18 protein-coding genes and 1 other RNA gene are annotated in these 26,921 nt (G+C 41.7%); 6 read left to right on the top strand and 13 right to left on the bottom strand.

Annotated features, from left to right (window positions below):
* Window positions 1-297 precede the first annotated feature (297 nt).
* The 7 genes from JMX75_RS09675 to JMX75_RS09705 all read right to left on the bottom strand — a co-directional run bounded on the left by JMX75_RS09675 (window position 298) and on the right by JMX75_RS09705 (window position 12,023).
* On the bottom strand, window positions 298-2,082 hold the full coding sequence (locus JMX75_RS09675) for an acyl-CoA dehydrogenase C-terminal domain-containing protein (protein ID WP_201532165.1): 1,785 nt from the start codon (window positions 2,080-2,082) through the stop codon (window positions 298-300).
* Window positions 2,083-2,374: 292 nt separating this feature from the next.
* Entirely contained in the window at window positions 2,375-4,168 is a 1,794-nt protein-coding gene (locus tag JMX75_RS09680; RefSeq protein ID WP_149491699.1) for an acyl-CoA dehydrogenase C-terminal domain-containing protein, read from the bottom strand.
* 327 nt (window positions 4,169-4,495) lie between these two features.
* Window positions 4,496-6,220, bottom strand: coding sequence for a putative bifunctional diguanylate cyclase/phosphodiesterase (locus JMX75_RS09685; protein ID WP_227673057.1), 1,725 nt, complete (start codon window positions 6,218-6,220; stop codon window positions 4,496-4,498).
* 233 nt (window positions 6,221-6,453) lie between these two features.
* Window positions 6,454-7,353: a 16S rRNA (uracil(1498)-N(3))-methyltransferase gene (locus tag JMX75_RS09690; protein WP_201532167.1), complete on the bottom strand. Its 900-nt coding sequence runs from the start codon at window positions 7,351-7,353 to the stop codon at window positions 6,454-6,456.
* Window positions 7,354-7,526: 173 nt separating this feature from the next.
* Window positions 7,527-8,375, bottom strand: coding sequence for a methylenetetrahydrofolate reductase (locus JMX75_RS09695; protein WP_201532168.1), 849 nt, complete (start codon window positions 8,373-8,375; stop codon window positions 7,527-7,529).
* Window positions 8,376-8,388: 13 nt separating this feature from the next.
* Window positions 8,389-9,813, bottom strand: coding sequence for an adenosylhomocysteinase (gene ahcY, locus JMX75_RS09700; RefSeq protein ID WP_201532169.1), 1,425 nt, complete (start codon window positions 9,811-9,813; stop codon window positions 8,389-8,391).
* Between the two features lie 338 nt (window positions 9,814-10,151).
* Window positions 10,152-12,023 carry a TonB-dependent receptor plug domain-containing protein gene (locus JMX75_RS09705; protein WP_227673159.1) on the bottom strand — a complete coding sequence of 624 codons (1,872 nt, stop codon included), beginning with the start codon at window positions 12,021-12,023 and terminating at the stop codon, window positions 10,152-10,154.
* 377 nt (window positions 12,024-12,400) lie between these two features.
* Here JMX75_RS09705 and JMX75_RS09710 point away from each other — a divergent pair, with 377 nt between their 5' ends.
* Window positions 12,401-14,347, top strand: coding sequence for a mechanosensitive ion channel family protein (locus JMX75_RS09710; RefSeq protein ID WP_201532171.1), 1,947 nt, complete (start codon window positions 12,401-12,403; stop codon window positions 14,345-14,347).
* Window positions 14,348-14,368: 21 nt separating this feature from the next.
* Here the strand turns inward: JMX75_RS09710 and JMX75_RS09715 are convergent, their stop codons facing one another.
* The 5 genes from JMX75_RS09715 to JMX75_RS09735 all read right to left on the bottom strand — a co-directional run bounded on the left by JMX75_RS09715 (window position 14,369) and on the right by JMX75_RS09735 (window position 18,737).
* Window positions 14,369-15,028, bottom strand: coding sequence for a DNA-3-methyladenine glycosylase family protein (locus tag JMX75_RS09715; RefSeq protein ID WP_201532172.1), 660 nt, complete (start codon window positions 15,026-15,028; stop codon window positions 14,369-14,371).
* A 108-nt stretch (window positions 15,029-15,136) separates the two neighbouring features.
* A complete protein-coding gene (locus tag JMX75_RS09720) occupies window positions 15,137-15,868 on the bottom strand; it encodes a Smr/MutS family protein (RefSeq protein ID WP_011513775.1) in 732 nt (243 codons plus the stop codon).
* 103 nt (window positions 15,869-15,971) lie between these two features.
* Window positions 15,972-16,859 (bottom strand): indole-3-glycerol phosphate synthase TrpC, encoded by an 888-nt coding sequence (gene trpC / locus JMX75_RS09725; RefSeq protein ID WP_201532173.1) that lies wholly within the window; start codon window positions 16,857-16,859, stop codon window positions 15,972-15,974.
* 63 nt (window positions 16,860-16,922) lie between these two features.
* Window positions 16,923-18,062, bottom strand: a complete 1,140-nt coding sequence (gene trpD, locus JMX75_RS09730; RefSeq protein ID WP_201532174.1) for an anthranilate phosphoribosyltransferase — start codon at window positions 18,060-18,062, stop codon at window positions 16,923-16,925.
* 51 nt (window positions 18,063-18,113) lie between these two features.
* Entirely contained in the window at window positions 18,114-18,737 is a 624-nt protein-coding gene (locus JMX75_RS09735; RefSeq protein ID WP_201532175.1) for an anthranilate synthase component II, read from the bottom strand.
* Window positions 18,738-19,486: 749 nt separating this feature from the next.
* Here JMX75_RS09735 and glnA point away from each other — a divergent pair.
* Together glnA and JMX75_RS09745 are read left to right on the top strand one after the other, a co-directional pair.
* Window positions 19,487-20,896: a type I glutamate--ammonia ligase gene (gene glnA, locus JMX75_RS09740; protein ID WP_011513771.1), complete on the top strand. Its 1,410-nt coding sequence runs from the start codon at window positions 19,487-19,489 to the stop codon at window positions 20,894-20,896.
* Window positions 20,897-21,179: 283 nt separating this feature from the next.
* On the top strand, window positions 21,180-21,911 hold the full coding sequence (locus JMX75_RS09745; RefSeq protein WP_227673161.1) for a DUF4124 domain-containing protein: 732 nt from the start codon (window positions 21,180-21,182) through the stop codon (window positions 21,909-21,911).
* Window positions 21,912-22,009: 98 nt separating this feature from the next.
* Here JMX75_RS09745 and JMX75_RS09750 read toward each other — a convergent pair whose 3' ends face one another.
* Window positions 22,010-22,726 carry an SIMPL domain-containing protein gene (locus tag JMX75_RS09750; protein ID WP_201532177.1) on the bottom strand — a complete coding sequence of 239 codons (717 nt, stop codon included), beginning with the start codon at window positions 22,724-22,726 and terminating at the stop codon, window positions 22,010-22,012.
* 244 nt (window positions 22,727-22,970) lie between these two features.
* Here JMX75_RS09750 and ffs point away from each other — a divergent pair.
* From ffs to JMX75_RS09765, 3 genes are all read left to right on the top strand, one after another.
* Window positions 22,971-23,067, top strand: an RNA gene (gene ffs, locus JMX75_RS09755) — signal recognition particle sRNA small type.
* Window positions 23,068-23,274: 207 nt separating this feature from the next.
* Entirely contained in the window at window positions 23,275-23,871 is a 597-nt protein-coding gene (locus JMX75_RS09760; RefSeq protein ID WP_201532178.1) for a LemA family protein, read from the top strand.
* Window positions 23,872-23,929: 58 nt separating this feature from the next.
* Window positions 23,930-26,863 carry a M48 family metalloprotease gene (locus tag JMX75_RS09765; RefSeq protein ID WP_201532179.1) on the top strand — a complete coding sequence of 978 codons (2,934 nt, stop codon included), beginning with the start codon at window positions 23,930-23,932 and terminating at the stop codon, window positions 26,861-26,863.
* Window positions 26,864-26,921 lie beyond the last annotated feature (58 nt).

Raw genomic sequence — 26,921 nt, forward strand, 5'->3', positions numbered from 1 at the left:
AGCTAAGTTAGAGCCTATGAGCTTGTTATCAATTATTATGGTTTTCACTTGCTGGCATGTTGAGGAATGTTGAAACTTAAACGACTGTTTTTAAGGTTTAGCCTGTTAAGTAATGTTAAGGTTTTAACTACCAATAGCCAAAAAATAAAGCTAATGGCTACCAAAACGGCTACCAAATATGTAAAGGTTTATATAATTGCTTTTAAAAACAATATGTTAGACGTAAAAAAGGGACAGTAGCGTGACTGTCCCTTTATCATAGTGCGGCAGGGCTTACTTTATTATAAAAGTAACCAATTAGCTAGCAGGTACGTCAAAGTAATTCAGGTCAAAGTTCATCATCGGATCACTACCAGCTTGAACCATCTGAGCATGGGCATCGATACGTGGCAAGATACGACCAACGAAATAATCAGCAAGCTTGGCTTTATTGGTGTAAAAATCACCTTCTTTACCATCAGCTGCTTCAACCATCAACGCAAACATATACGAGTAGGCTAGGTAACCAAAGGCATGCATGTAGTCAACGGCACAGCCATTAATTTCATTCTTACGCTCACCAATATTATTTAGCACCGTTGTGGTTAGTGCTTCAATTGTATCAGCAGCATCTAGCGTCGCTTGCTTGATGCCGTGCTCTGCTTGCATATTATTGACAAAATCACGAATTTCACCTAAGAAATGGGTAACGTATTTGCCGTTATTTTTCGCCACTTTACGACCTAGTAAATCAAGTGCTTGAATACCATTGGTACCTTCATAGATCTGGGCGATACGCGTATCACGAACGATTTGCTCCATACCCCATTCACGTATATAGCCATGACCGCCAAATACTTGCTGGCAATCAATAGTGGCTTCTAATGCTTTGTCAGTCAAGAATGCTTTAGCCACGGGCGTCAATAGTGCAACACGTGCGGCAGCAGCTTGAGCGGCCTCTGGATCGGTACTAAACTTCTCTTCATCAAGGTTTTTGGCAACGTACATCGCAAAGCAGCGTGACGCTTCAGTGTTGGCTTTGGCATTTAATAGCATACGGCGTACATCGGCATGATGAATGATGGCATCCGCTGGTTTTTCTGGGCTTTGCAGTTGGGTATCGCTACGACCTTGACCACGGTCATTGGCGTATAGTGCTGCGTTTTGATAAGCAAGCTCAGAACCACCAAGCCCTTGTAGACCCATGGTGACACGCTCATAGTTCATCATAATGAACATTGATGACAGACCAGTGTTTTCGGCACCAACCATCCAGCCTTTGGCGCTGTCAAAGTTCATGACACAAGTGGCTGAGGCTTTGATACCCATTTTATGCTCGATAGAGCCGACTGCTAAGGTGTTGCGCTCGCCTAAGCTGCCATCTTCATTGACCAAGAATTTCGGTACGACAAATAGTGAGATACCTTTTGAGCCTTCTGGCGCGTTAGGGGTTTTTGCGAGTACCAGATGAATGATATTGTCAGTTAGGTCATGCTCACCGCCAGTGATAAAGATTTTGGTACCAGAGATATCATAGCTGCCATCATCATTAGGAATAGCTTTGGTTTTGATGATACCTAAGTCAGTACCAGCATGTGGCTCTGTCAAGCACATGGTGCCAGCCCATTCGCCGTTGTACATTTTCTCTAAGTAAGTTTGCTTTTGCTCTTCAGAGGCAGCCGCGTTTAGGCACAGTGTTGCGCCAACGGTTAGGTTAGGGTAGAGAGCAAATGATTGGTTGGCGGTAAAAACCATTTCTTCAGTTAGCATGGTCACCATTTTTGGGAAACCTTGACCACCGTATTCAGAATTACCACTTAAGCCGACCCAGCCAGATTCAGCATACTGCTTATAAGCTTCTTTAAAGCCAGTTGGAGTCGTAACAACGCCATCACCTTGGAAGGTTGCGCCTTCTTCATCACCGCTACGGTTGATAGGTAACAAAACGTTTTTTGTCAGTTTTGCCATTTCTTCCAAAATCATATCGACCGTTTCCATATCGACATGAGCAAGATTCTCGTTATTTTGCCAAAATTTAGGCGCGTTAAATACATCATTTAAGATAAAGCGCATGTCATTAAGAGGGGCATTATAAACAGCCATAAACATTCCTTTGGTTCAAATAAATAAAAGTGAGTTGAACAAATTTATAAGAGATCTTTTGAGTTGGGCTTAATATTCATTATTAAAGTTTAGCAAATTAGCTTGCGCACGGGTGTATTTGTTCGTGAATTATGCGTACACCAAAAGTATGGATTATTTTATTTAAAAAATGACTATGGCAGATTTTAAGTGATAGTAAACAAAATCGGCAACACACCTTGGTATGTTGCCGATAAAAAATACATTATTTAGCGCTACAAAAAAATGATCGATCAATGTTTTTTGGTGTTAATTAAAACGCAAATTGATCAACATCCATGCTCATATACGGCTCAACACCAGTGCTGATACGCTGTACGTGAGTGGTGGTACGTGGCAACAGTTTGGCAAAGTAGAACTGCGCAGTTTTGACTTTCGCGTCGTAGAATGCTTGTTCGCTACTACCGTTAGCAAGTTCAGTTTGTGCCACTAATGCCATGCGTGCCCATAAGTAGGCTAGCGTCACATAACCGCTGAAATACATATAATCAACCGCCGCGCCGCCAACTGCATCTGGATTTTCAGTCGCTTGCATACTGATACGTGCAGTCAAATCGCCCCATTCTTTAAGATGTTTGGCAAGTGGGCGAATAAACTGACCCATCTCGTCGTTTTCTTTGTTTTCTTCACAGAATGTCTGAATGATTTTGACGAAGTTTGCTAGCAGCTTGCCTTGTGAACCCAATACTTTACGACCTAATAGATCAAGCGCTTGGATTTCAGTGGTACCTTCGTAAAGACATGCAATACGTGTATCACGCACGTTTTGCTCCATACCCCATTCGCTGATAAAGCCATGACCACCATAAACCTGTACGCCATGGTTAGCCGCTTCTAGACCAGTTTCAGTCAAGAATGCTTTGGCAATAGGCGTCAATAATGACAGCATTTGGTCAGCAAATTTAAGCGCATCGCCTTCGCCTTTTGCGACAGTATCTGCAAAATGTGAGAGGTAATAGACTAAAGCACGGCCACCTTCAGCAAAGGCTTTTTCAGTCAACAGCATGTTACGAACCGCTGGATGTACAATGATAGGGTCAGCTACTTTTTCAGGGGCTTTAACACCAGATAATGAACGCATCGCTAGACGATCTTTGGCATAAGTTAATGAGCCTTGGAACGCATATTCTGCTGCTGTCAAACCTTGAACTGCGGTACCAATACGCGCCACGTTCATAAAGGTAAACATGCACTGTAGACCACGGTTTTCTGGGCCAATTAGATAACCCGTTGCGCCATCAAAATTCATCACGCACGTGGCTGAGGCTTTGATGCCCATTTTGTGTTCGATAGAGCCACAAACGACGTTATTGTTTTCACCTAGGCTGCCATCTTCGTTGACCGTTACCTTAGGAACGATAAACAGTGAGATGCCTTTTGTACCAGCAGGCGCGCCTGGTAGACGAGCCAATACAATGTGAATGATGTTGTCCGTTAAGTCATGCTCACCAGCTGAAATGAAGATTTTTTGACCAGTGATGCTATAGCTGCCATCTTCTTTAGGCTCGGCTTTGGTGCGGATAATACCCAAATCAGAACCTGCATGTGCTTCAGTCAAGCACATGGTGCCTGACCATTCGCCGCTGACCATTTTTTCTAGGTAAGTTTGTTTTTGCTCGTCTGTACCGTGATGCTCGATGGTTTGAATGGCACCATGAGATAAACCAGGGTACATAGAGAATGACCAGTTAGCTGTACCAACCATTTCATTAATGACGGTCGATAATGAAAAGGGCATGTTTTGACCGCCGAAGTCTTCTTCAGCAGATAGGGCTGGGAAGCCAAGCTCACAATACGCTTTGTATGCTTCTTTAAAGCCTTTTGGCGTCGTCACTTGACCATTGTTGAACTGACAGCCTTCAGCATCACCGCTTTGGTTGAGTGGTGATAGCTCATTTTCAGCAAAGCTTGCGGCCATCTCAAACAGACTGTCCATTAGCTCACGATCTGCTTCTTGGAATGCTGGTAAGGTTTTATAATGGCTTTCGCTGTCAAGTAACTCATGCATCACGAATTGGATATCACGTAAGGGTGCTTTGTATTGCATAACTTCCTGTCCTTTTTTGGTGTATGACCGACAGCGATGGGATGACTGTTGTAAGTCTGAGTTGCTAGTATCTTGCTGGCATGGAGTGTGTCTGCATTATTAACAAACAACGATACCGATCATATGAAATAACATTGAGAAAAGAATTAAGACCGTATCTGTAAATTCTTGGTAAAAGATAGGCGTTCACTGGAAAATATACAAGTTTGGAGACAATACTGATAAGTCATCAACCTATCTTGCATCCTATGTACAATATAGCCTACACGCTAAGCACGTTTATCGATATGGTAGAGGAACGATATGAGGATGTTTTATACTCGCTCTCTAGCCATTGTTATTTTTGGACAAATGTTGTTGCATTAACATGTTGGTTGTAACTTCAGCAGACATAGGTTTGCCAAACCAATAGCCTTGACCATACTGGCAACCCATAGCCAAGAGCAAATCGCGCTGTTGCTCGTTTTCGATACCTTCTGCGATGACCTGCATATCCAGTGCTTCTGCTAATGCCAAAATAGCGTTAACAATGGCACGTTGAGTTTTGTCTGCGGTAATCTTAGAGATAAAACTTTTATCGATTTTAATGAAGTCAAAGGGATATTCTTGCAGATAACTCAAAGAAGCATAGCCGGTACCAAAGTCATCTAAAGCCAAGCAAACCCCTAGCGCTTTTAACGAATTTAGCTGTTCTTTAACATTAGAGTGGCGCTTCATCAAAGAAGATTCTGTCACCTCAATATGTAATTGGTGCGCTGCAATTTGATGCTGTGCCAGTAAATTACTGACCACATCAAAAAATTCTGGATTGCTGAATTCAGCGGCATCGGCATTGATACAAATATGTTGGTCAAAGCCCAAACCTTGCCAAATCTTTAGCTGCTCAGCGATTTGGGTTGCCACTTGAGAGAACAACTCAAGCGATAACTTGTGAGAGATAATGGCATCAATAAAATCAATAGGTTGCAGCAATCCGCGAATGGGATGCTGCCAGCGTACCAAAGCTTCAAAGCCTGAAATATCACCTGTATCTAGGGCGAATTTGGGTTGATAATAGGCGACAAACTGACCTTCGTTAGTGGCTCTTTTAAGCTCATATTCTAATTGCAAATGATCAGCATTGAGCTCAATAAGGGATTTGTTATACCAACAGACATCGTCGCCACCTTGCTGCTTGACATAATTTAATGCTCTTTCAGCTTTGGTTAATAAGCCGATAAACTCATTATCATTTTCAGGATAGTAACTGACCCCAACAGAGACATGACAATACACCTCGGTATTTGTGGCTCCATTATCACTAATAAAGAAAGGACGCTCACACATTTGCATCAAAATATCTAGTTGATGGCGCACCATATTGGCGTCACTACACTCAAACAATAAAGCAAAGTCATCACCGCCAAAATGTGAAAAACAGCGCAAATGATCAAGTGCCAGTGCTTTAATCCGCAATACAAAATCCTCAACCAAAGTGTTGATGTATTCAGGTCCTAACAATGTGGCAAGGTTGCGATAACGATCGATATTGACACGGACAATCACCACTTCTTGATAGCTCTCTAACAGCAGCTCACTGGTCTGACTCAAAAACACCTTACGGTTTGGCAGTCCAGTCACCTCATCATGATTGAGCAAATGCACCATTTTCTTTTTATTTTTTACAACGATCGAGGTATCTCGAATCGTGCCGACATAGTACGGCGTATCATCTAGGTAGATTCTGCGGTAAGTGATATGGCAATCAACATTGTGCCCGTAACGGTTTGCCATGGAAAAATCAATTTCACAGAACCCTGTGCTGTCCAAACTGCTAATCAGATTTTTTAATACCAATTGTTCATCTTCTGATAACAATTCAGCTGCGTATATGCCAAGCGGACGCCCAAGCAAAAAATCTTCTGTGTAACCGATCATTTGCTCATAAGTTGCATTGACCGATAAATAATACAAATTTGCATCTAGGATAAAGATAGCATCTTCATATTGCTCACAGAGTTTGACCAATAGTTGCTGTTTATCCGCCAGTGGCATTGGTGTAAAAGCAGTCATAAATGAACTCATAAAATAGAGGTAAATCGATAAAGAGAGCTTTTCGTATTGGCAATTAGCGCTGTTTTAATGTAATTAGTGCAGTTTAAAAAGATACAGTGCTACTAGGACAAATTTTTGAAGAATCTGGTGCTCATACGCATAGTGAACAGCAAGCGAAATTTGTCTCAGTAAAATGCTATTTCATTTGTATTTTTTATTGTGAACTGACTATATGACTCTTTGTACTACTACTAAGGATTGACACATGGCAACAGTGCTTGCAATGTTGCCAAGGCGACCACTGGGGCAGTTTCTGTACGTAACACCCTCGCACCAATTTGCCAAGGCTCAAAACCAACGTCTGCTGCTTGAGCGCATTCGTCAGTACTTAGGCCACCTTCAGGACCAATCAACAATTCAATATAAGGCACTGGTTGCTGTAATACAGTCAGTAGCGAATCAGGCATAGCAGGTTGTCCTGCCGCTGGTACACTAAGCTGTAGACGCAAATCAGCGGGTCGTTGTAATACTTGATAATAAGCATCCTGACTAAGGGTGGTAACCATAGAGCTGATAGTCGCTTCTATCTTCACAGGCGTGGTCGTTGTGATAGGCTTAAGCCAATCGTTAATAGGAATAGGCGCAATAATAAGCGGTGGACGGTTAAGACCGCATTGCTCACAGGCAGCAATCGCAACCTGCTGCCAATGAGCAAGCTTTTTTTCTACTTGGGCAGGCTTCAGATTGACCTCGCCATGATGACTGCTTAGCAATTGGATGGCAGTGACGCCAAGCTCGGTAGATTTTTGAATGGCGTAATCCATCCGTTCGCCACGACTCATTACCAGCCCGATTTTGGTAAATATGGGTGCACTATTATCATTATTTGTGTGAGAAAGCAGGGTCACAGTCGCGTTTTTTTTACTGATGGTCAGTAGCTGTACCTGATATTCACCGCCAAAGCCATCAAACAAAACACCTTGGTCACCAATAGTTGCTCGTAATACACGGCACCAATGATGGACGATACTTTCAGTTAATTCGACGCTGGCACCGATAGGCAAGGTGCCAAGCTGAGGGTAGGTCGCAGCCTTTTCATTGGTAACGTCATTACTAATGTTGCTATTAGTGGCATAAAAGAAACGTCGCAAAATTACTTATTCCTATAATGAGGGTCATGATATTTTTCAATATCTTAGCAGAATATCATTTGAGTGGGTAAAGGGATTGTCACTAATGGAATTCGCATAACTGCAATTCCCATACCAAAAAAGACTGGCGCTCCTAGGAACGCCAGTCATTAAGCAATACATTGGGTAAATATTTAAGCAATCAAGCCTAAGGCTTCGACTAAGCGCTTGTTTGGCTCAACCTTATTCATGCTATAAAAATGCATGGCAGGTACGCCCTCGCTAATTAAACGCTCGCATAAACGGTAGACCACTTCAAAGCCAAACTCGCGAATCGCCTTACTATCATCACCAAAGTCAGCCAATTGCTTACGCACATAACGTGGGATATCGGCGCCACAGCTATCGGCAAAACGCATCAGATTGCTAGAGTTGGTGATGGGCATAATGCCAGCAACCAATGGCTGTGCTACGGTATCAATACCGCGTTTTTCTAAGCTCTCACGAAGATACAAGTAGCTATCAGCGTTGTAGAAAAACTGGGTAATCGAAGCATTGGCGCCAGCTTGATATTTATTGACCAAGTTGTCGACATCAAGCTTAAAGCTACGCGCTTGTGGATGCATTTCAGGATAGGCGGCTACTTCGATATGGAAATGATCGCCCGAATGCTCACGGATGAACTTGACCAAATCTAATGCAAACGGCAGCTCACCCATGCCTACTTGACCTGAAGGCAAATCGCCACGTAATGCGACCAAACGTTTGATGCCCAAGCTTTTGTAATGCTCAAGTAACTCGGCAATTTCACTTTTATCATCGCCAATACAAGACATATGCGGTGCAATATCAGTCTCACCGCGCGCGCATAAGGCTTGGACGATATCTAAAGTGCGGCTACGAGTTGAACCACCAGCACCATAGGTCACCGAAAAGTACGCAGGTGACAGCTTATTCAGCTCATCATAAGTGCTGAGGAGCTTTTCGTGTCCTTGCTCGGTTTTGGCTGGGAAAAACTCAAAGGAGAAAGCAGGCTTAGTCACAGTCTGGCTCCTTTTAGTATTTATAAGCGTCAGGCTTAAATGGACCTTCAACAGGTACGCCTAAATACTCAGCTTGCTTGCTAGTTAGCTTAGTTAGCGTACCATTAAAGCCAGCAACCATCGCAGCGGCAACTTCTTCGTCTAACTTTTTCGGTAAAACTTTGACGTATAAGTTGTCAGTACGTGTATCAGCTGGCAAGTCAGCAAATTTTTCTTCATACAGATACATTTGCGCCAATACTTGGTTAGCAAAAGAGCCGTCCATTACACGTGATGGATGACCAGTCGCATTACCCAAATTCACCAAACGACCTTCAGCAAGCAAAATCAAGTAATCATTTTCGTCGTCTGAGCGGAAGATTTGATGCACTTGTGGCTTAATCTCAACCCAGCGCCAGTTATCACGCATGAATTGGGTGTCAATTTCGGTGTCAAAGTGACCGATGTTACAAACGACTGCACCAGGCTTAAGGGCTGCTAGCATATGTCTGTCACACACATGGTAGTTACCAGTCGTGGTAACAATCATGTCGGTATCTTCTAACAGACGCGTGTTGATGTTTTCTGCGCCGCCGGTGTTATCGCCGTTGATATAAGGTGACAATACTTCGAAGCCATCCATACAAGCCTGCATGGCACAGATAGGATCGACTTCTGACACACGTACAATCATACCTTCTTGACGTAAGCTTTGCGTAGAGCCTTTACCAACATCACCATAACCGATGACTAAAGCACGGCGACCAGCAAGGAACATGTCAGTTGCACGTTTAATCGCATCATTTAAGCTATGACGGCAGCCGTATTTGTTGTCATTTTTAGATTTAGTAACCGCGTCATTAACGTTGATCGCTGGTACTTTAAGCGTGCCTTTATTGAGCATCTCAACCAAGCGATGTACGCCTGTAGTAGTTTCTTCTGAAATACCATGAATATTATCCAGCAATTCAGCATAATCATTATGAATCAATGCGGTCAAATCGCCGCCGTCATCTAAGATTAAGTTAGCATCCCAAAGCTGACCTGATTCTTCACCACCAACGTGGATTTGTTGACGTAAGCACCACTCGTACTCCTCTTCAGTTTCGCCTTTCCAAGCATAAACAGAAATACCAGCAGCAGCAATCGCAGCAGCAGCATGGTCTTGGGTTGAGAAGATATTACATGAAGTCCAGCGTACTTCAGCACCTAGCGCGACTAGTGTCTCGATAAGTACCGCAGTTTGGATGGTCATGTGGATACAGCCAGCGATTTTTGCGCCTTTAAGCGGTTGGTCTGCTTCGTAGCGACGACGCAGGCCCATTAGGGCAGGCATTTCAGCTTCGGCAAGGGTGATTTCACGGCGGCCGTAATCAGCTAGGCTGATGTCGGCGACTTTATAGTCGGTGAAAGAGGGATCGATCGTATGGGCAGATGGGGTGTTAGACACTGCGTCCATAATATGCTCCTATCAGTGGTTAATGTATGATAAAAAGAATAATAACGCAGGTGCCGTTGTTATGCTGTCAAAGACTGGAATAACCAGTATCAGACAGTTTACCGAGCCTAACATGACGAATTAATTAGCTTAGTTTGTTTATAGAGCGTAAACGTAACCATCAATTCATATGGTGCAACACCTCTCGGAGGTCGTTATTGTAATTGATGATAGATAATTTGTCACCTATTGGCTGATATAAATAGTAAGCACTTGTGGTATTTATTAGCATAAAAAAAGGCTGTCGATTGACAGCCTTAATTATTTATAATCTAATTTTTAATTAGTGCTAAATGAACTTAGAACCAGTTATAAGTTAGTGAGGTGAAATAACTTGTACCGTCTGTGGCATATTCATTACCGAACTGGCTAGCAAGGGTGTAATCTTCATCAGTGATATTATCTACACGCACGTTAGCACGAAGATTGGGAGTGATATAGGCGCTGCCGCTTAAGTTAAGTAGCGTATAGCTATCAAGTTCCTTGTTTTCGGTAGTCAGTCTATCATCACTATGTTTTGCTTCGAGGCGAACATCGAACATAGGTTGCTGATAACCGATATAAACTAAACCACTATTTTTAGGACGGTAGGGAAGTTGTTGATCAAAGTTAGCATCAGTTCTGGTTTTGTTCTTCGCATCTAAATAGTCATAACCTAAACCAAATATAAAGGAGCTTACATTCCAGTCTGAGGTTAAACTTACGCCTTTGATTTTTGCTTCAGCAGTGTTAGTGTTGCCACCAATCAAATCTTCAACATCGGTGTGATAGCCAGTTAAACGTGAAGTTTGCATATTATTAGCATATTCAACGAACACTTCAGTGTTTTTACTGGTTTCAGGTTTTAAGTCTGGATTATTATAGCCTGGGAAGTATAAGTCATTAAAGGTCGGTGCACGAAACCCAGTGGCATAGTTTGCACCGATACGCATGCCAGCCAATGGACGTATAGCTGCTCCTAGATTATAAGTGCTTTCATTACCATACTGCGAGTTGTCATCTACACGATAGTTGGCTTGCAGGTCATAATAAGACTCTGATAACTGATAACCAACGAAAGCACTTTTCACTGTTCTATCGTCAGGAGTATAAGCGGTTTGAACAGGAGGGGCAGGAAAACCTGAAAAATCTAAAACATCTGATGCCTTTAGTTTTTGCGATAACCATTCTGCACCAACGATCACTATACCAGGTTGGGCGTTAATACTGGTCTCTAAGCGTGCTTGCTCTTGCGTAGTATCGAACTGACTGCCTTCTTGATAGTTAATAGAGTTGTTATCATGGGAGGTCGATTTATCAATACTTTGACCATAACTTAGTTTAGTCAGCGTCATTGGGGTTTGATATTGCAAATATGCGTTAGCGCTACCGTTTTTTTGATCAGAGTAAGCATTAGGGATAATAGTGCCAGCTGAGTCGAATTCAGTCGTAGAGTCTGAATATAAGCCGCTAATTCCTGCACTTAGCTCATTAGTGAACTTGTGACGTAATGCCATGCTCGCATTGGTAGACTTAAAACCATCATCGTCCGCATTGTAATCATTAGGAGTAGAATTAGAACTAGCTTTAGCAATCGCATTAAAACCGTCTGTTTTATTACGACTGACACCTAAGCTCAATGACGAAGTATCATTTTTAAGCTGACCTGTTACGCCAACTTGATAATGATCATTACTGCCGTAACCAACGGTCGTGGAAACATTGGACTGTTCTACGCTATTGCCCTTAGTGAAGATTTGGATAACCCCGCCCATGGCATCAGAACCATAAATACTTGAGCCTGAAGCACCGTATAGAATTTCGATGCGATCAATTTGATCGGCTGATAATAAATTCAGAGATGGACTGCCTAAAGATATAGAGCCATATCGTATGCCGTCGATAAGCACCAATACCTGCTTGCTATCAAAACCACGCATATAAAAATTACTGGCTGTGCCCATGCCGCCACTTTGCGTAATATTAATGCCAGGCTGATTCTTTAATATATCGGTGACGGTTTGACCTTGATAACGTTGCAATTCTTCGCTATCGATCACACGAGTCTGGGAGATGACATTACTGGTTTTAGTCGGTGTACGAGTGGCGGTGACTACAATTTTATCAAGCTCAACTTGTGGTAGCTCGCTATTACTGATGACATTGACGTCAGTAGCGGCGTTAGCGCTCATAGCAAATGCGCCAAATGCGCTTAAAATACACAACCGAAGATAAGTGGTTGAAGATGAACGTGATAAAACCATGTTGAATTCCAAATTAATCAAATAAAGAAGTTACAGAAGTGAAATCTGAGCAGCCAAAAATTACAAAAAGTAATAAATAAAATACATGGCGTTATTATCTACAAAAGAACCTCATTTATAAACCACTTTCACCTAATGTTTATTCATCATAGGGTGAATATTATTCACTATTGGCTATCTTTGGGTGTTTTAAGCAAGGGAAAAGCTATTTATCATTTTTTTGTTCACTAGTGATATTTTTGATCATCATAATTGTTATTATAAGGCAGATTTCCCCCGTTTTTCGTTATGCCATTCATAAAGCCATGAGGTTTGTTTTGTTTATTAAACATCGTCTGAATACCACTGCCGTGCCATCTTTATCGATGTCATTGATGAAATTACCATTAATCGTGATAACACTACTCGTTGCTATGGCACTTAGTATCCTCTCGCAGCCTAGTGCGTTGGCAGCTGAGACGAGCATACTGGGTGTGGGTGGGACTAAGACTGAGGAAGGGGATGGCACATCGATACCTGATTCATTCGGACGCGATACGCCTCGGCATACGGTGCAAGGATTTATTGCAGCATTGGGGGAAAATGATTATTTGCTGGCGAGTAATTACTTAAACCTATCTAAATCTGATAATCCCACAACCATTGTACGACAGTTCAAGCAAGCTCTCGATGCAGGTGGTCGTTTTCAGGCTGATCTACAGATTAATAATACGCCTGAAGGCAATTTGACCGATCAGCTACCGCCAAGCCAAGAAAATGTAGGTGTCATCAAAGTCAGTGATGCCAGCATTCCTCTATTACTTGAAAGAGTGGTGTCAAAAGAAGGTGAGCAATATTGGCAGTTTTCTACCGATACACTCAGCTCAATACCAGAGGCGATAGAGAACTATGAGCCGACTTTGGTTTCTCGTTATACCATTGATTCTTTAGAAGGCAAAAAGCTTTTTGGTTATCAGTTGGCTGATTTGGTAGCCGCTTTAATGATGACTATTAGTAGTTTTTTGTTCACCTACATCGCAGTATGGCTACTGTATCATTTATTAGAAATCACTTACCCTCGTGTCCGTGATGTGCCGCTACCATTGCCAGATAAAGTGATATTGCCGTTAGCGGTGGTGATTATGGCGCTGATTTTATCTGAGGTGATGGTTTATGCGGGCGTGTCAGTGACCCTGCGCGAGCCTGTCAACCGTTTCGCTGAGATTGCTTCGTGGGTGGCGATAACGTGGTTGTTATTACGCATTATCGATGCATTATTTACCCGTGCAGTGAACTTAAGCTATAAGAAAAACTATACTGAACGGGTCTCAATTTTGGGGCTACTACGCAAAGTCGTCAAAGCACTGTTATTGATATTTGCAGTCATCGTCACTTTTGGTAACTTGGGCTTTGACTTAACGACGGGTATTGCGGCATTAGGTGTCGGTGGTTTAGCGTTAGCATTAGGTGCGCAAAAGACCATCGAAAACTTAGTCGGTAGTGTGGTAGTAGTGGCAGATTCGCCCGTACGTATCGGTGATTATTGCAAGTTTGGTACCTATGAAGGCACCGTCATCGATATTGGTATTCGCTCATCGCGCGTGCGTACTTTGACTCGCACTATCGTCACAGTACCTAATGGTGATTTTTCATCGATGCAAATTGAAAACTTTACCTCGCGTGATATGTTCCGCTTTTTGCATCAGCTATATATCAAGCGTACCGCTGATATCGATGTTGTGTTTAAAATGGTAAAGCATTTGGATACGTTTTTGGATGAGCATGAATTAACCAATCAAGAATGGAACCAAGTCAATATTTTAGAGTTGCGTCAAGATTGTTATATTATTCAATTGCAAGCCTATATCAATGCCACTGGTATCATCGAATTTTATGAAAAACAAGACGTGTTATTTGTTGATCTATTAATGCAAGTTAGAAAGTATGATGTAGAGCATGCCCTGCCAACACAGCAGCTGATTGTTAAGCAACCAGAGCTTCAGGCTGAATTAGATCATGAAAGTAAAGAAGGCGAGACGGTTGAAAAGAAAGCTGATAAAAAAAATGCTGCTGATGATAAGTCTGAAGCCGTTAATTTAAGCAAAGATGTGAATGCTGTTGATGATGAGCAGACCGCAGATAAACCCAAAGATGGCTTAAAAAAGGATATGATCGACAATAGATACAAACGCATTCATAAAAATCGTGGTTATAATTTAGCAAAACTAAAGTTCAAGCAGGTTAAAAAGAGCTTTAGATTCCCTAAGGTATGAAGCATTTAGTAAGATAGCCTATTATAAAGGCACTGCTTTTCTATTATTTAGCCAGCCGTAATGTGACCATAGTAGTAAGCTAGCAGCACTCCGATGTGGCGACCAATCTTTGGTCGCCATTTTTAATTGTTTTGGTGTTGGACGTTCTGCTAGACCTAGCAAATCCATCGCTGCGACTTTAATCGCCAAGTCATCGACCGCCAGTACATCAGCTCGTCCTAAAGAGAATAATAAGTACATTTCAGCCGTCCAACAGCCAATACCAACGACGGCAGTGAGTATCTCAAGCACTTCTTTATCACTTATGGTGGTTAATGCTTCAAAGTCGATATCATGCTCAACCAATGAGCGCGTATAACGAATTTTTTGCTTAGATAACCCTTGTGTTCGCAATATATCGTCTTCTACCTGAATAATCGTTTGCGGTGAGGTGAGGTTAGCATCAAGCAGTTTTTTCCAAATGCTGGAAGCCGCCGCTACAGATAGCTGTTGACCAACTATCGCTCTCATTAGCTGCTCAAAGCCGCCAGTATTACGTCTTAAGTCTGGAGCACCGACTTGCTCATAGATAGGAGCAAATTTTGGTTCAATAGCAATAAGTGCATCGATGTGAAGTTTTAGCTGTTCATTATTTTCAATTGTTTTAACGGTTTTTATTATTTCAGTATTTTGTACGTCCATGAGAGACTTGTCCTAAATAATTAAATTTACCTACTGAATATAGGTTAAATACAGCTATAAAAAAAGACTGCTTATTTGCAGTCCTTTTTTGTTCCTAAACCAAAGAGCTTATTCGCTATCAGGCTTATTCTTTTTTAATAATACCAATACAGCGCCATTGCCACCATCTTTTGGCGGGGCTGAGCAAAATGCCAACACTTCTGGTAATTGACGTAACCAACCGTTGACGCAAGTTTTTAGAATCGCTTCACTACCTTTACCATGGACGATTTTTACCGATGTTTCATTGTTTTGCTTTGCTTGGCTGAGTAATTGAGTCATTGCTACACGCGCTTCTTCAATAGTGCAACCATGAATATCTACAGCATCATACCAACGTAATTTACCTTGTTTTAGCTGGGTAAAAATTTTGTTTTGTAAGGTAGGGTTTTTATAAGATAAATAGGCTTCACCAGCAACAGGGTTCAATAAAGCCTGCATATCTGATAAACCAGCGCCCAAGTCGCTTGCTTCGCCACCTTGAGCGGCTGCACGTTTAGACAGTGTCGCTGCATCAGGCTTTTTGGCTTTTGCGGCATTGGCAGGTGAACGTACGTTTTTATCGTCGAGTTGATTGACACCATTCATTGCTTGCATGAACAAGACTTTATCATCATCAATATGTTCGCTATCCATCTGTTTGACGGTTTTTTTAACTTGCTTTTGAGTCAATAGCGAGACAGGCTCAGTGGGCTTACCGTCGTCGCCATCAGGTGACACGGTATCACGACCTTTACTCAATTGACCTTTAAGCTCTTTAAGTTGGTCTTGCATTTCTTTTGAAAATAGAGAGTTTGACATAATAATTAATGTATCGTTGGTTAGTGAATAAATGATTAATTGAGTAAGTAATAAAGATAATGATTATTTTCATATTGGCTTTATCTAAACTATCTCACTTACTTTACGCCTGTGCTGCGACGCTCGCAAGTAAGGATTGTAATGCTTGTCCAGGATGATCGGTTTTCATAAATTGTTCCCCGATTAAAAAGTGCTGAATATTATGGCTTAGCATCATGCGGATATCGTTACTGCTGTGAATGCCACTTTCGGTTACGATGAGCGGTCGTAGCAAGCTATCATTAGGGTTAGCAGAAAATGCATCATCAATAGCAAGCTCGCGTAATAGGGCGTTCTTTAAATCAAGTGTCGTCTGCAAATCCACATCAAAGGTATTTAAGTCACGGTTATTGATACCGTAGATATTGTGCTCTGAATGTGGCAGTTGTAGGGCACGTTCAAGCTCTTCTGCCGTATGCACTTCTATCAACACATCCATACCAAGCTCGATGCTAAGCGCATGTAGCTCTTTCGCCTGTACGTCATCAAGGCACGCCATAATCAGTAATATACAATCTGCACCAAGTAAATATGACTGATAAATCTGATAGACATCAATCATAAAGTCTTTACGTAATATCGGCAGATCACAAGCTTCACGTGCTTGGACCAAGTAGCTATCATCACCTTGGAAGTAATCGCGATCTGTTAATACAGACAGACAGCTTGCGCCTGATTGCTCATACTGCTTAGCAAATAAAGCCGGCGCAAAGTTGTGATTGATAATACCTTTAGAAGGCGAGGCTTTTTTTATCTCAGCAATAATACCGATATTAGCGGCGCGCAATGCACTGGCAAAACCGCGACGAGGTTGTTTATCTGCCACGACTTTCGCTTGTAAGTCCTCAAGTGATAACAGATTACGAGCAGCAGCAACCTCTTCATGTTTGGTAGCAACGATACGTTGTAATACTGAAGGAATATGTGAGCCAACTGTTTTGTTAGTAGTCATGGCGGTATCCAAATATGGTTAAAGATAAATAGTCTATGATGGCTAGGTTTATGTACTTATAAGTTAAGCATTGGCTGCCAATTTCTGTGTATATTGTGCCAAAGACTCAAGCTTCACTAGAGCCTCGCCATTTTGGATAATTTTTTGTGCTCGGCTCACACCGTTTGGATAGTTGCTTGCAAGTCCTGCAGTATATATCGCTGCGCCTGCATTTAACGCAATCATATCGCGCGCTTTAAGCACTGATCGTTCATGTGTCTCTGTACCTGACAAAGCGGCACGTATTAGCTCAAGGCTTTGCGCTGGTGAGTCAACATCAAGCCCAATCAAGGTTTGTGAATCAATACCTGCATCCTCTGGCATCATATCATAGACAGAAATTTCACCATCTTTTAATTCAGCCACCGTGGTCGAGGTTGCGAGACTTATTTCATCCAAACCATCTTTTGCACCGACGACCATCACGTGGCGCGCGCCTAGATTTTTCATGACCTTTGCTAAAGGTTCACATAATTGCGCGGTAAATACGCCAATCACCAAATTGGGCGTACCAGCAGGGTTGGTGAGTGGACCTAAAATATTAAAAATCGTTCTAGATTTTAGCTCACGGCGTACTGGATTGGCATAACGCATGGCGCTATGGTGGTTTGGCGCAAATAAAAAGCCAATACCTTGGTCTTCGATACAGGCTTGAGCTTGCTCAGGTGTCAGCGATAGACTGATACCAGCTTGCTCAAGCAAGTCCGAACTACCAGATTTGCTTGAAACACCGCGGTTACCATGTTTGGCAACTTGTGCACCTGCTGCTGCTGCTACCAACGCTGCCGCTGTAGAGACATTAAATAAGTTGGCACCATCACCACCTGTACCAACGATATCGACCATATAGTCACAGTCTTTTGGGGCGATATTTGACGCTAGTGCACGCATAGCACTTGCTGAGGCGGTAATCTCATCGATTGATTCGCCTTTCATACGCAGACCGGTCAAAATAGCACCCATCATGGCATCACTACATCTGCCTTGCATGATGATTAGCATCACTTGATACATCTCATCAAAGGTCAGATCAATGTGTTGAAAAATCCTACCTAATGCGGTGGTTAGTAGCTCATGGATACTGTCATCTGACAACTGATGGATATCTTCTGGCGTACGGGTTACGTTTGAAAGTACGTTCTGCAAAGGAGCAGTGGTCATCATATTCTCACTTATTATTATTTTAAATTTTTAGATAATTTCTAGCGGCTAGCCTTAGCCCACCTGTGGCAAATTATCGGTGTCTATAACAGCCAAATGATGCGCTCGTAAAAAGTTATTAAGCAGCTGATAGCCAGCCTCGCTTAAAATGGATTCAGGATGAAACTGTACCCCTTCAATGGCAAAGTCACGGTGACGAATACCCATGATTTCTTCTATACTGCCATCGATATGTTGTGTCCAAGCAGTGACCTCAAAGCCTTCTGGTAAGCTTGATTTATCAATGACCAGTGAATGATAGCGGGTAAACTGTGCAGGATTGGGTAAATCCATAAACACACCCTCTCCATTATGGTAAATAGCGGATAAGCGTCCGTGCATCACTTCGCTTGCTTTGACTATGTTACCGCCAAACGCCTGTCCAATAGCTTGGTGACCCAAGCAGATACCCAGTATTGGTATCATGTGTTTAAAAGTATCAATCAATTCAAGTGAGATGCCGGCGCTATCAGGGGTGCAAGGTCCAGGACCGATAACGATGATGTCAGGCGCAAGCGCTTTTATTTGCTCAATGCTAATCTCATCATTACGACAGACGGTGATGTCCTGCTGCAATTCACCGAAGTACTGTACAATATTATATGTAAAGCTGTCGTAGTTATCGATCATCAGAATCATGAGGGCTTCAACTTATTGAGATGTTTACTGTTGGCATTGATTAATAAATTTGTATGGCAGTTTGCTATGTCACTTAATGTTAAAGATTTTATGGCATCATTATATTAACATTATTTTGTCGTCTATCAAATGTGATGATTCTATAGATTGAATGTCGATAGATAAAAGTATGTTTAATCGTTAATGGAACGGCAACTTGGCACCATTACCGCTGCTAAAAAAAGTATATTTTCAAAAAATATTTGTAAATGTTCCACTATGGTGCACGTGCACTAAATATATTCTTATCTATGCACTATTATGATGCTAATATTATGATATTGAATCGTTGATATTCATTGTTAGAAGCAAATGTGAGTCAATATTTTTTCTGGAAAATTAGTCTGTACTTTATTTAACCGACTGTATTTATTAGTAATAAACTAAAAATTTGATGATATAGAGTAATGAAACTAGCTAGGTTGGCATGGCTGTTGCATCTCCCTAGCATACAAGTATCTTGTATTGCCTTGCAGCACAAACTATTTATCAATCGGCGTCTGAAGAGTGCAACATTATTAGCGAGATATTGCTAATATAGCAATTGCATTTGTCTGATTGATAAAAATGTGTCATTAATAATAAAGACAGATACTGGCTGTTAGTATGAATAACGAGTAAAAACCGTTATCTTCAACCTCAGCACTGTTTAGTAATACAAAGCCATTACCATAATTTCAGTACCATGATAATCACTAGGGAAACTATCTATGTCAAATAAACTACTTGATCTGATCAAATCATCCAACGCTAAATGGGTTGATTTCCGCTTCACTGATACCCGCGGTAAAGAGCATCATATGAGCTTTCCAGCTCATAGCGTTGATGAAGAATCGATGGAAGATGGCAAAATGTTTGATGGCTCATCGATTGCTGGTTGGAAAGGGATTGAAGCATCAGACATGATATTGCGTCCTGATCCTGATACGGCGTTTATTGACCCATTCTTTGATGCGGTTACGGTTGTTGTGACTTGTGACATCATTGAGCCATCAACCCTACAAGGTTATGACCGTGATCCACGTTCTATTGCGCGCCGTGCTGAAGAGTATTTAAAATCTACCGGTATTGGTGACACTGCCTATTTTGGTCCTGAGCCTGAATTCTTTGTTTTTGATGAAGTAAAATGGTCTGTGGGCATGTCTGGTGTCAGTCATGAAATCGTCGCTGAAGAAGCCGCTTGGTCAACTAATAAAGACTACGAGTGGGGTAACATGGGTCATCGCCCACGTGTCAAAGGCGGTTATGTACCAGTGCCACCGGTTGATAGCGCACAAGATATGCGTACCGTCATGTGCGATCGCATTGAAGATATGATTGGTGAAGGTTGTATCGAAGTCCATCACCATGAAGTTGCGCCTTGTCAGTTAGAGATTGGCGTTGCTTTTAACACTCTAGTACGCAAAGCAGATGAAGTGCAAAAACTCAAATATGCCGTACATAATGTTGCTCATCAGTTTGGAAAAACCGCAACCTTTATGCCAAAGCCTATCGTTGGTGACAATGGCTCTGGTATGCACGTCCATATCTCAATCTCAAAAGATGGTGTCAATACTTTCTCTGGTGATGAATATGCGGGCTTGTCTGAAACGGCATTGTATTTTGTCGGTGGTATCATTAAACACGCTCGTGCACTTAATGCGATTACCAATCCATCGACCAACAGCTATAAGCGCCTTGTGCCACATTATGAAGCGCCTATCAAGCTTGCGTACTCAGCATCTAACCGTTCAGCGTCTATCCGTATTCCGCACGTTAGTAGCCCAAAAGCAGTGCGTGTTGAAGCACGTTTCCCTGATCCAGCAGCCAACCCATACCTAGCGTTTGCGGCGTTGTTGATGGCTGGTATTGACGGTATTCAAAACAAAATGCATCCAGGTGAAGCGGCTGATAAAAACTTATATGATTTGCCACCAGAAGAAGAAGCATTGATTCCAACGGTCGCTGAAAACTTAGAAGTGGCGCTACAAGCACTAAAAGATGATCATGAGTTCTTATTAAAAGGCGATGTATTTACCAAAGAGATGTTAGAGGCTTATATTGCTCTAAAACAAGAAGAAGCACAGCGCGTCAACATTACTGTACATCCAGTAGAATTTGACTTATATTACAGCTGCTAATTTGTCGTTAAAAATTTAAAAGCTCAATAAAAAACCAGTTAAGTAGATCTTAGCTGGTTTTTTTTGCTCTTGAATATTTGTGTTGACTGAGCTGACAAAATTTCTGTGCAGACGATACTGCTTTAATATGAAAAGTAACGCATAATAGTTTCATCTGTATATTAATAATAAGTATCTATTAGGCTGACTGACTATGACTCTATTATCAAAAAGTAATCTTTTGAATAAAAGTGTGACTTTAAGCCTGCTGACGGGTTTTATAGTTAGCACGGCTAGTCTTTGGATGCCTGTTGCAAATGCCGCTGCTATTTATAAAGTCATTGATGAAAAAACGGGTCAAGTCACCTTTACCGATCGCCCGCAGAACTACGAAAATAAACCGGGCAAGAAAATTAGTGAAACTTCTGTTATAACGGACACTCGCTCTACGTCCAATAATGCTACTAATAACAGCACCGCAGTAGATAGTAATCCTATTGCACCTGCTAAGCCAATGGTCACTAGCAATGCAATACCGCCAGCGATGGCAAGTGCTTCAAGCGCAACTCAAGCACCACGCGTCAGTTATCAATTAACGATGATTGAGCCTAGCGAAGAGCGCGCCTATCGTCGTCCGGCGCAAAGTATCGTGGTTACTCTACAAATCAAACCTGCATTACAAACAGGCGATAGTGTGAGTATTATGCTTGATGGTAATGAGGTAGCTCAAGGTTTAAGCGCTTCGATTTCTACGGTTGATATCCTACCGGGCTCTCATGTTATTCATGCTGTGATTAAAAACGCGAAAGGGCAGACGTTAAAGCAGATATCACGAACTATTTATGTGATTCAAAATACGCAGACATTGCAAAATAATAAAAAAATTGCTGAGCAGCTTTTGGCTTATCAGCGCTTGCCTTGGCATCAAAAGGTGTTGTTAAAACTGCGTCAAGATGGCAAACAGCCTAATATGCAAACCTTTAATAAACCACAAGTAGACACACCTATGACTCTTGAGCAACCAGCTATAAAGTAGCCTATGATGAATAATGTTATCTAAAAAATAAAGGCAATCACTGATATCAGCGATTGCCTTTATTCATACTCATCTTTTCATATAACTTTGACTGTATTTTATTTAGTCAACTCAATCGTACCATTGGCAGTGACTGAGATGGTGCTGTTACCAGATTCAAAGTTTTGGCTTGGTACCGACGCATCAGCACTCTCAGCTTTCATACTCATTGCATTATACATCGGGCGCGGATAATTGCTGCCAGTGTTTAGATTGACATTGACGACACGATAGCCGCGTGCATCCCAAGCACGGGTCATATTTTTAGCTTGCTGCTGAAAAGCGCGTGAAGCCTCAGTCATTAGCTTTTGCTCTAGTGCATTCTTTTTGATATCTGAAACACCAAAGCTAAGATTTTCCATCACTAAGGTTTCTTGTAAATCAGCAATCAGCTGGCTAGTTGCGGTAAAATCCGTACTTTTTAGATCGATATTTGCCTGTCCTGTCCAGCCAACGATTTTATTGCTTTTATCATAGCGTGGGTAGGTACGCTGTTGCCCTGTACTGACGGTGACAGTTGGGTAGCGTTTAGCGATTTTCAAAGCATTATTAATCGAAGTGTTTAATGTGGTTGCTAATGCTTTTGCATCGGTTGCCTGTGCTTTTTTATATAAGCTGGCAGTGACCTCATCGTTTTGAATCTCTTCTTTTACTTCTGCCTGAAAAGTAAGTTGGTCGTAGCCAGTTGGTGCTGCATGAGCGCTTCCCATCATCGCTGTTAATAAAAGTGCTGTACCAGTGCTGAGAGCAGCTTTACTAGTTAATATGTTTTTCATCATAATCTCCTGAATGACGTAATTGTGTTTGAAGAAGTTAATTTGAAAGCCATAAAAATGCATTTTATTTATTTGGCATTTTTTATAGCATTTAAGCTTCTTAGCTAAAATAGCAAAATTTAAAAGTATCGCTGTGAGAATTTTGTCACTCAAGTTACAGGCGCATGTAGTATAAAAAGCGAACAGTTTTACGATTGGGGTTGTAATAATGAAAAATTCTTGTATAATCTGCAGCTGGTGGCCCCATTGGTAGCCTCGCAACATTGTTCTATGAATCCCGCCAGGACCGGAAGGTAGCAACGGTAATAGTTATAATGTGTGCCGAGGATGTGCTGATGGGGTCGCTTTTTTTTGCCCAAAATTTGATAATAAAATATATAAATAAGCCCAAATATTGAATCCTGATAATAAGCCCTTCATTATAAAGGGCTTTTTTTTCGCCTGTCTTTTGTCTTATTTTGAACTTTTAGTAAACTATATAAGTTAAAATACAATACAGTAACTTTTATTAACAATAAGATTAATACAAAGCGTATTGGAGTCTGACGATGAAAGTGTTTGTTTGGTCATTCATTGTAGTGGTTGTATTGGTAATGATTTTTGGTACATCAATATTTAATAAGTTGGTACGCGCCCGTAATCAAGCAAAAAATGGTTTTGCGCAGATAGATGTACAGCTAAAACGTCGTCATGATTTGATTCCAAACCTAGTCGAAACTATACGACGTTACTTGTCTCACGAGGAAGAGACGCTGATACGCGTTATTAGTGCGCGCAACCATGCTCAGAGTCTGCAGGATTCTAGCAAGCATCAGCCAGACTCGCTTGAACACATGGCGCTATTTGCCAAGGCTGAGAGTATGTTGTCCAAAGCATTAGGACAGTTCTCAGCTGTCGTGGAAGCGTACCCTGAGCTAAAAGCAGACAGCATGATTAAAGAGTTAATGGATGAGCTGACCAATACTGAGAACCGCATTGGCTTTGCCCGTCAGCACTATAATGACAGCGTGATGTTCTACAACAATGACCGCGAGGTATTTCCCAATAATCTGATTAGCACGACTTTTGGTTTTCGTCCTCTTAGTCCATTGGTCTTTGAAGATCGAAAAGCGATTGCACAAGCACCTGTCGTCAATATGGGCTGATGTTTCATTACGTTCGGATGCTTAAATGCGTTTAGCTATTTTTAAGTCAGGCAACTAGATGGATTTTTTTGGTGAACAGCGCACCCGTACTCAGCGTAGCCTATTGCTCTATGGGCTATTTTTTCTCATTGTCTTTGCACATCTGGCAGTAGCGCTGGGTATCATGGCGCTGCTGCTGACGATATTTACTGGTGGCATTGATCATTGGGTGTTGATACTGGTTGTGGTCTGGATAATCGGTAGCTTTGTCATTGGCAGTTTTTTAGAGTACAGACGTTTAGAAGCGGGTGGTCGCGCTATTGCTCAGCGTGTGGGCGGGGTTCGCCTATTTATCGACCACAGCCAAGATGCGTGGGAGCATAGTCAAGGGATTGCCCATCAGCATGAGCCTGCACCAAAGGTTCGCTTCAGTGCACGCCAAATTGCGGTACGTGATGAGCGTGATTTCCCGCCTGTTTATCGTCGCTATTATGAGATTGCCCAGCAGCTAGCGATTGCTTCAGGTTTTAGTATGCCAATATTATATGTGTTGCCTAACGAGCAAGGCATCAATGGATTCGTTGCAGGTCGTCATAGTCAAGATATGGCACTTGTAGTTACTCAAGGCGCGCTTGATAAACTGTCTGATGAGGGGCTATATGGTCTGATAGGGCACGAATATGGTCATTTCTTACATGGTGATGCCAAGTTTAATCTACAACTAATGGTTGTGCTGGCAGGCTTACAATTACTCTATGACTGGAGTGATCCAATTTCCAATCATCGTTCTCTTGATACTGATATCACTTCCCATCAGTCTCTATCACAGAGACAAGTTGATCATTTTGCACGCAGTACAGAGGCGCAAACCGCCCGTTTTACCACTCATAGTGAGTGGGTCACTTACTGGCAGCAGCAATCACAACAACAGCAGTCCTCCGCCAAGCGTCAGTCGAAATGGTTGCAAAATATACCTGTAATAGATCGACAAGCACCGCGTAATATCTGGACATTACTAATACATGGGTTGAGCTTCTCTAGCATGGCAAGTGCTCAACTAATCAAGCACAGCTTTAACCGCGAGCGTGAATTGCTAGCCGATGCGACCAGTATACAGCTCACACGCTCGCCAGCAATTATGGAAACCTTGCAAGCCATTCATCAAGATTCTTTGGGTTCGCGCTTGACAGGTATCGCCGATATTAATGGACTGAGTCATTTTTTCTTTGCCAGTAGCGGCGCCGACCTAGGTGATGTCTCATGGTTTGCCACTCATCCAAGTTTGAGTGAGCGTATGAACGCCATTAATGCTAATACTTATCACGACTTTGCCATACAAGTTGCCAAAGAAAAACGTATTAATCAGAAGAAAGTACAAGAAGTTTATGAGCAGCGCCGGCTGGGTGATTGGGGAGTAATAACAGCAAATAGCCTCAAAAGAAGAAATAATAGCCTAAGTACAGAATCGCCAGAAAAAATCATAATTCAATCTCAGTCATCACCTAGTATTTATAAGAACAATGATACAAAAATAAGTAGTGATTTAGACACGGACTCAGGTCTTGAGTTCGCTGTAGAGAAGGATGTGATAGTTGATGGGCGTTTACAAGTAAAAGCAAAGTCGATCGATAAACGTCAGCTGATAAGGCCATGGCAAGCAAAGCATGATAGCGACCTGCTGGCAAAAAAATTAATCAGTACTGCTGCTATAAACAAGGTGTCATTGCCACAATATGTGCTTAATCACAGTTATCATCCGCGGGGTGCGCAAGTTTTGATTGAGGCAGTGATGTTATGCCATCAAGGTTGCATATTATCTACAATTGCCACTTATGATTTATCAGATATCTGGAGTGGTATTCCTAAAGATAGGGTAGTGACTACGACTGATAGTAGCTCTACGTCTAATGTAAAACCTCGAATTGATATAATGAGTGATCAGAAAATATTGTTGCATACCATAGACCAGCAGTTACTAGAGATGGTTGCTGGTATTGATCGGCGGTTAGATAGTGCTTTGATAATATTTGCTATAAAGCAACTATCCCAGCATAATTTATCCGAAAGCGTAATAAATGAACTACGCTTAAAAAGTGAAAGTAGCCATAGCCACCAAAGCCATCTATATTATAAACAGCAAACAAAATCTCGTACCATGCTGATGCGCTATCAGCACGGCATCATTGAGCTGTTTAAAAGTCAGTTAACCGTCGATTTAAGCAGAAATTTTGCTGATGAAATAGCCAATGATGACGTTTACATGGGTGAGCCTAAACCAGTATTCATGCGCTCAGAGAATACAATCTCTCGGTCACCATCAATTTTGTCATTATGGCAGGCGCTGCACTTACAGCAACTACTGCCTATACTGGCTGGTGTTTTAAACCATAAGTTAGCAAATGCTAATGAATCATGGCAACTGGAGTTACGAGCTGGTTTAGATGATATTTATGCCCAGCTTGATCCATCAGGTCAGGTTTTTAACAGCCTTGGCAACGCTGAAAAAACAATATTAACGCTACTAGCCTACCGATTATCAAAAGATGTCAAAGGTCAGGTAGCATCAGCTCTGAGTGGTAGAAGTTTTAATGTGTCCAATTATGTTGTATATGTGCGCCGTCATGCACGCCTGATTGATATTGATTTAACAGCAGTGAGCAATGCAAATTTACAATGGCTACTATTGACTGCACAAAATTTAAATAGTGTGCAATTATTGGCATTGATAGAAGCAGTGCCTGTTTTTATATCACCAAGCATAGACAGTGAAGAGGCTGGTGATAATTATCAAGACAGGCAGCAGAGTGATGGTCAAATAGAGTATAATAGCGCTATACAAAACAGCCATATTGATGATGTCATTACTGATAATCTATATATAGTTAGCAACTATCGTCAATGGCTAAGTACATTGCATACAGTGATGTTACACGATACGATAGTCAGCCAAGATGAATATGATTGCTTAACGATACTAGCAGAGCACTGGCTTGGTGTTAAACAGCTTTTTTAGGTAGATTGGACGATTTTATAGTTAATGCATCAAGTAATTGTTAGCATCGTTTTTGACA

This window comes from Psychrobacter sp. LFX-11D, assembly GCF_904846475.1.
GTDB classification, from domain to species: domain Bacteria; phylum Pseudomonadota; class Gammaproteobacteria; order Pseudomonadales; family Moraxellaceae; genus Psychrobacter; species Psychrobacter cryohalolentis.

Bases quoted from the DNA above. Each gene is read 5' to 3' on its own strand.
- JMX75_RS09675 (WP_201532165.1), bottom strand. From the start codon at position 2,082: ATGGCTGTTTATAATGCCCCTCTTAATGACATGCGCTTTATCTTAAAT.
- JMX75_RS09680 (WP_149491699.1), bottom strand. From the start codon at position 4,168: ATGCAATACAAAGCACCCTTACGTGATATCCAATTCGTGATGCATGAG.
- JMX75_RS09685 (WP_227673057.1), bottom strand. From the start codon at position 6,220: ATGACTGCTTTTACACCAATGCCACTGGCGGATAAACAGCAACTATTG.
- ahcY (WP_201532169.1), bottom strand. From the start codon at position 9,813: ATGGACGCAGTGTCTAACACCCCATCTGCCCATACGATCGATCCCTCT.
- JMX75_RS09705 (WP_227673159.1), bottom strand. From the start codon at position 12,023: ATGAGCGCTAACGCCGCTACTGACGTCAATGTCATCAGTAATAGCGAG.
- JMX75_RS09710 (WP_201532171.1), top strand. From the start codon at position 12,401: ATGAGGTTTGTTTTGTTTATTAAACATCGTCTGAATACCACTGCCGTG.
- JMX75_RS09715 (WP_201532172.1), bottom strand. From the start codon at position 15,028: ATGGACGTACAAAATACTGAAATAATAAAAACCGTTAAAACAATTGAA.
- JMX75_RS09720 (WP_011513775.1), bottom strand. From the start codon at position 15,868: ATGTCAAACTCTCTATTTTCAAAAGAAATGCAAGACCAACTTAAAGAG.
- trpC (WP_201532173.1), bottom strand. From the start codon at position 16,859: ATGACTACTAACAAAACAGTTGGCTCACATATTCCTTCAGTATTACAA.
- trpD (WP_201532174.1), bottom strand. From the start codon at position 18,062: ATGATGACCACTGCTCCTTTGCAGAACGTACTTTCAAACGTAACCCGT.
- JMX75_RS09735 (WP_201532175.1), bottom strand. From the start codon at position 18,737: ATGATTCTGATGATCGATAACTACGACAGCTTTACATATAATATTGTA.
- glnA (WP_011513771.1), top strand. From the start codon at position 19,487: ATGTCAAATAAACTACTTGATCTGATCAAATCATCCAACGCTAAATGG.
- JMX75_RS09745 (WP_227673161.1), top strand. From the start codon at position 21,180: ATGCCTGTTGCAAATGCCGCTGCTATTTATAAAGTCATTGATGAAAAA.
- JMX75_RS09750 (WP_201532177.1), bottom strand. From the start codon at position 22,726: ATGAAAAACATATTAACTAGTAAAGCTGCTCTCAGCACTGGTACAGCA.
- JMX75_RS09760 (WP_201532178.1), top strand. From the start codon at position 23,275: ATGAAAGTGTTTGTTTGGTCATTCATTGTAGTGGTTGTATTGGTAATG.
- JMX75_RS09765 (WP_201532179.1), top strand. From the start codon at position 23,930: ATGGATTTTTTTGGTGAACAGCGCACCCGTACTCAGCGTAGCCTATTG.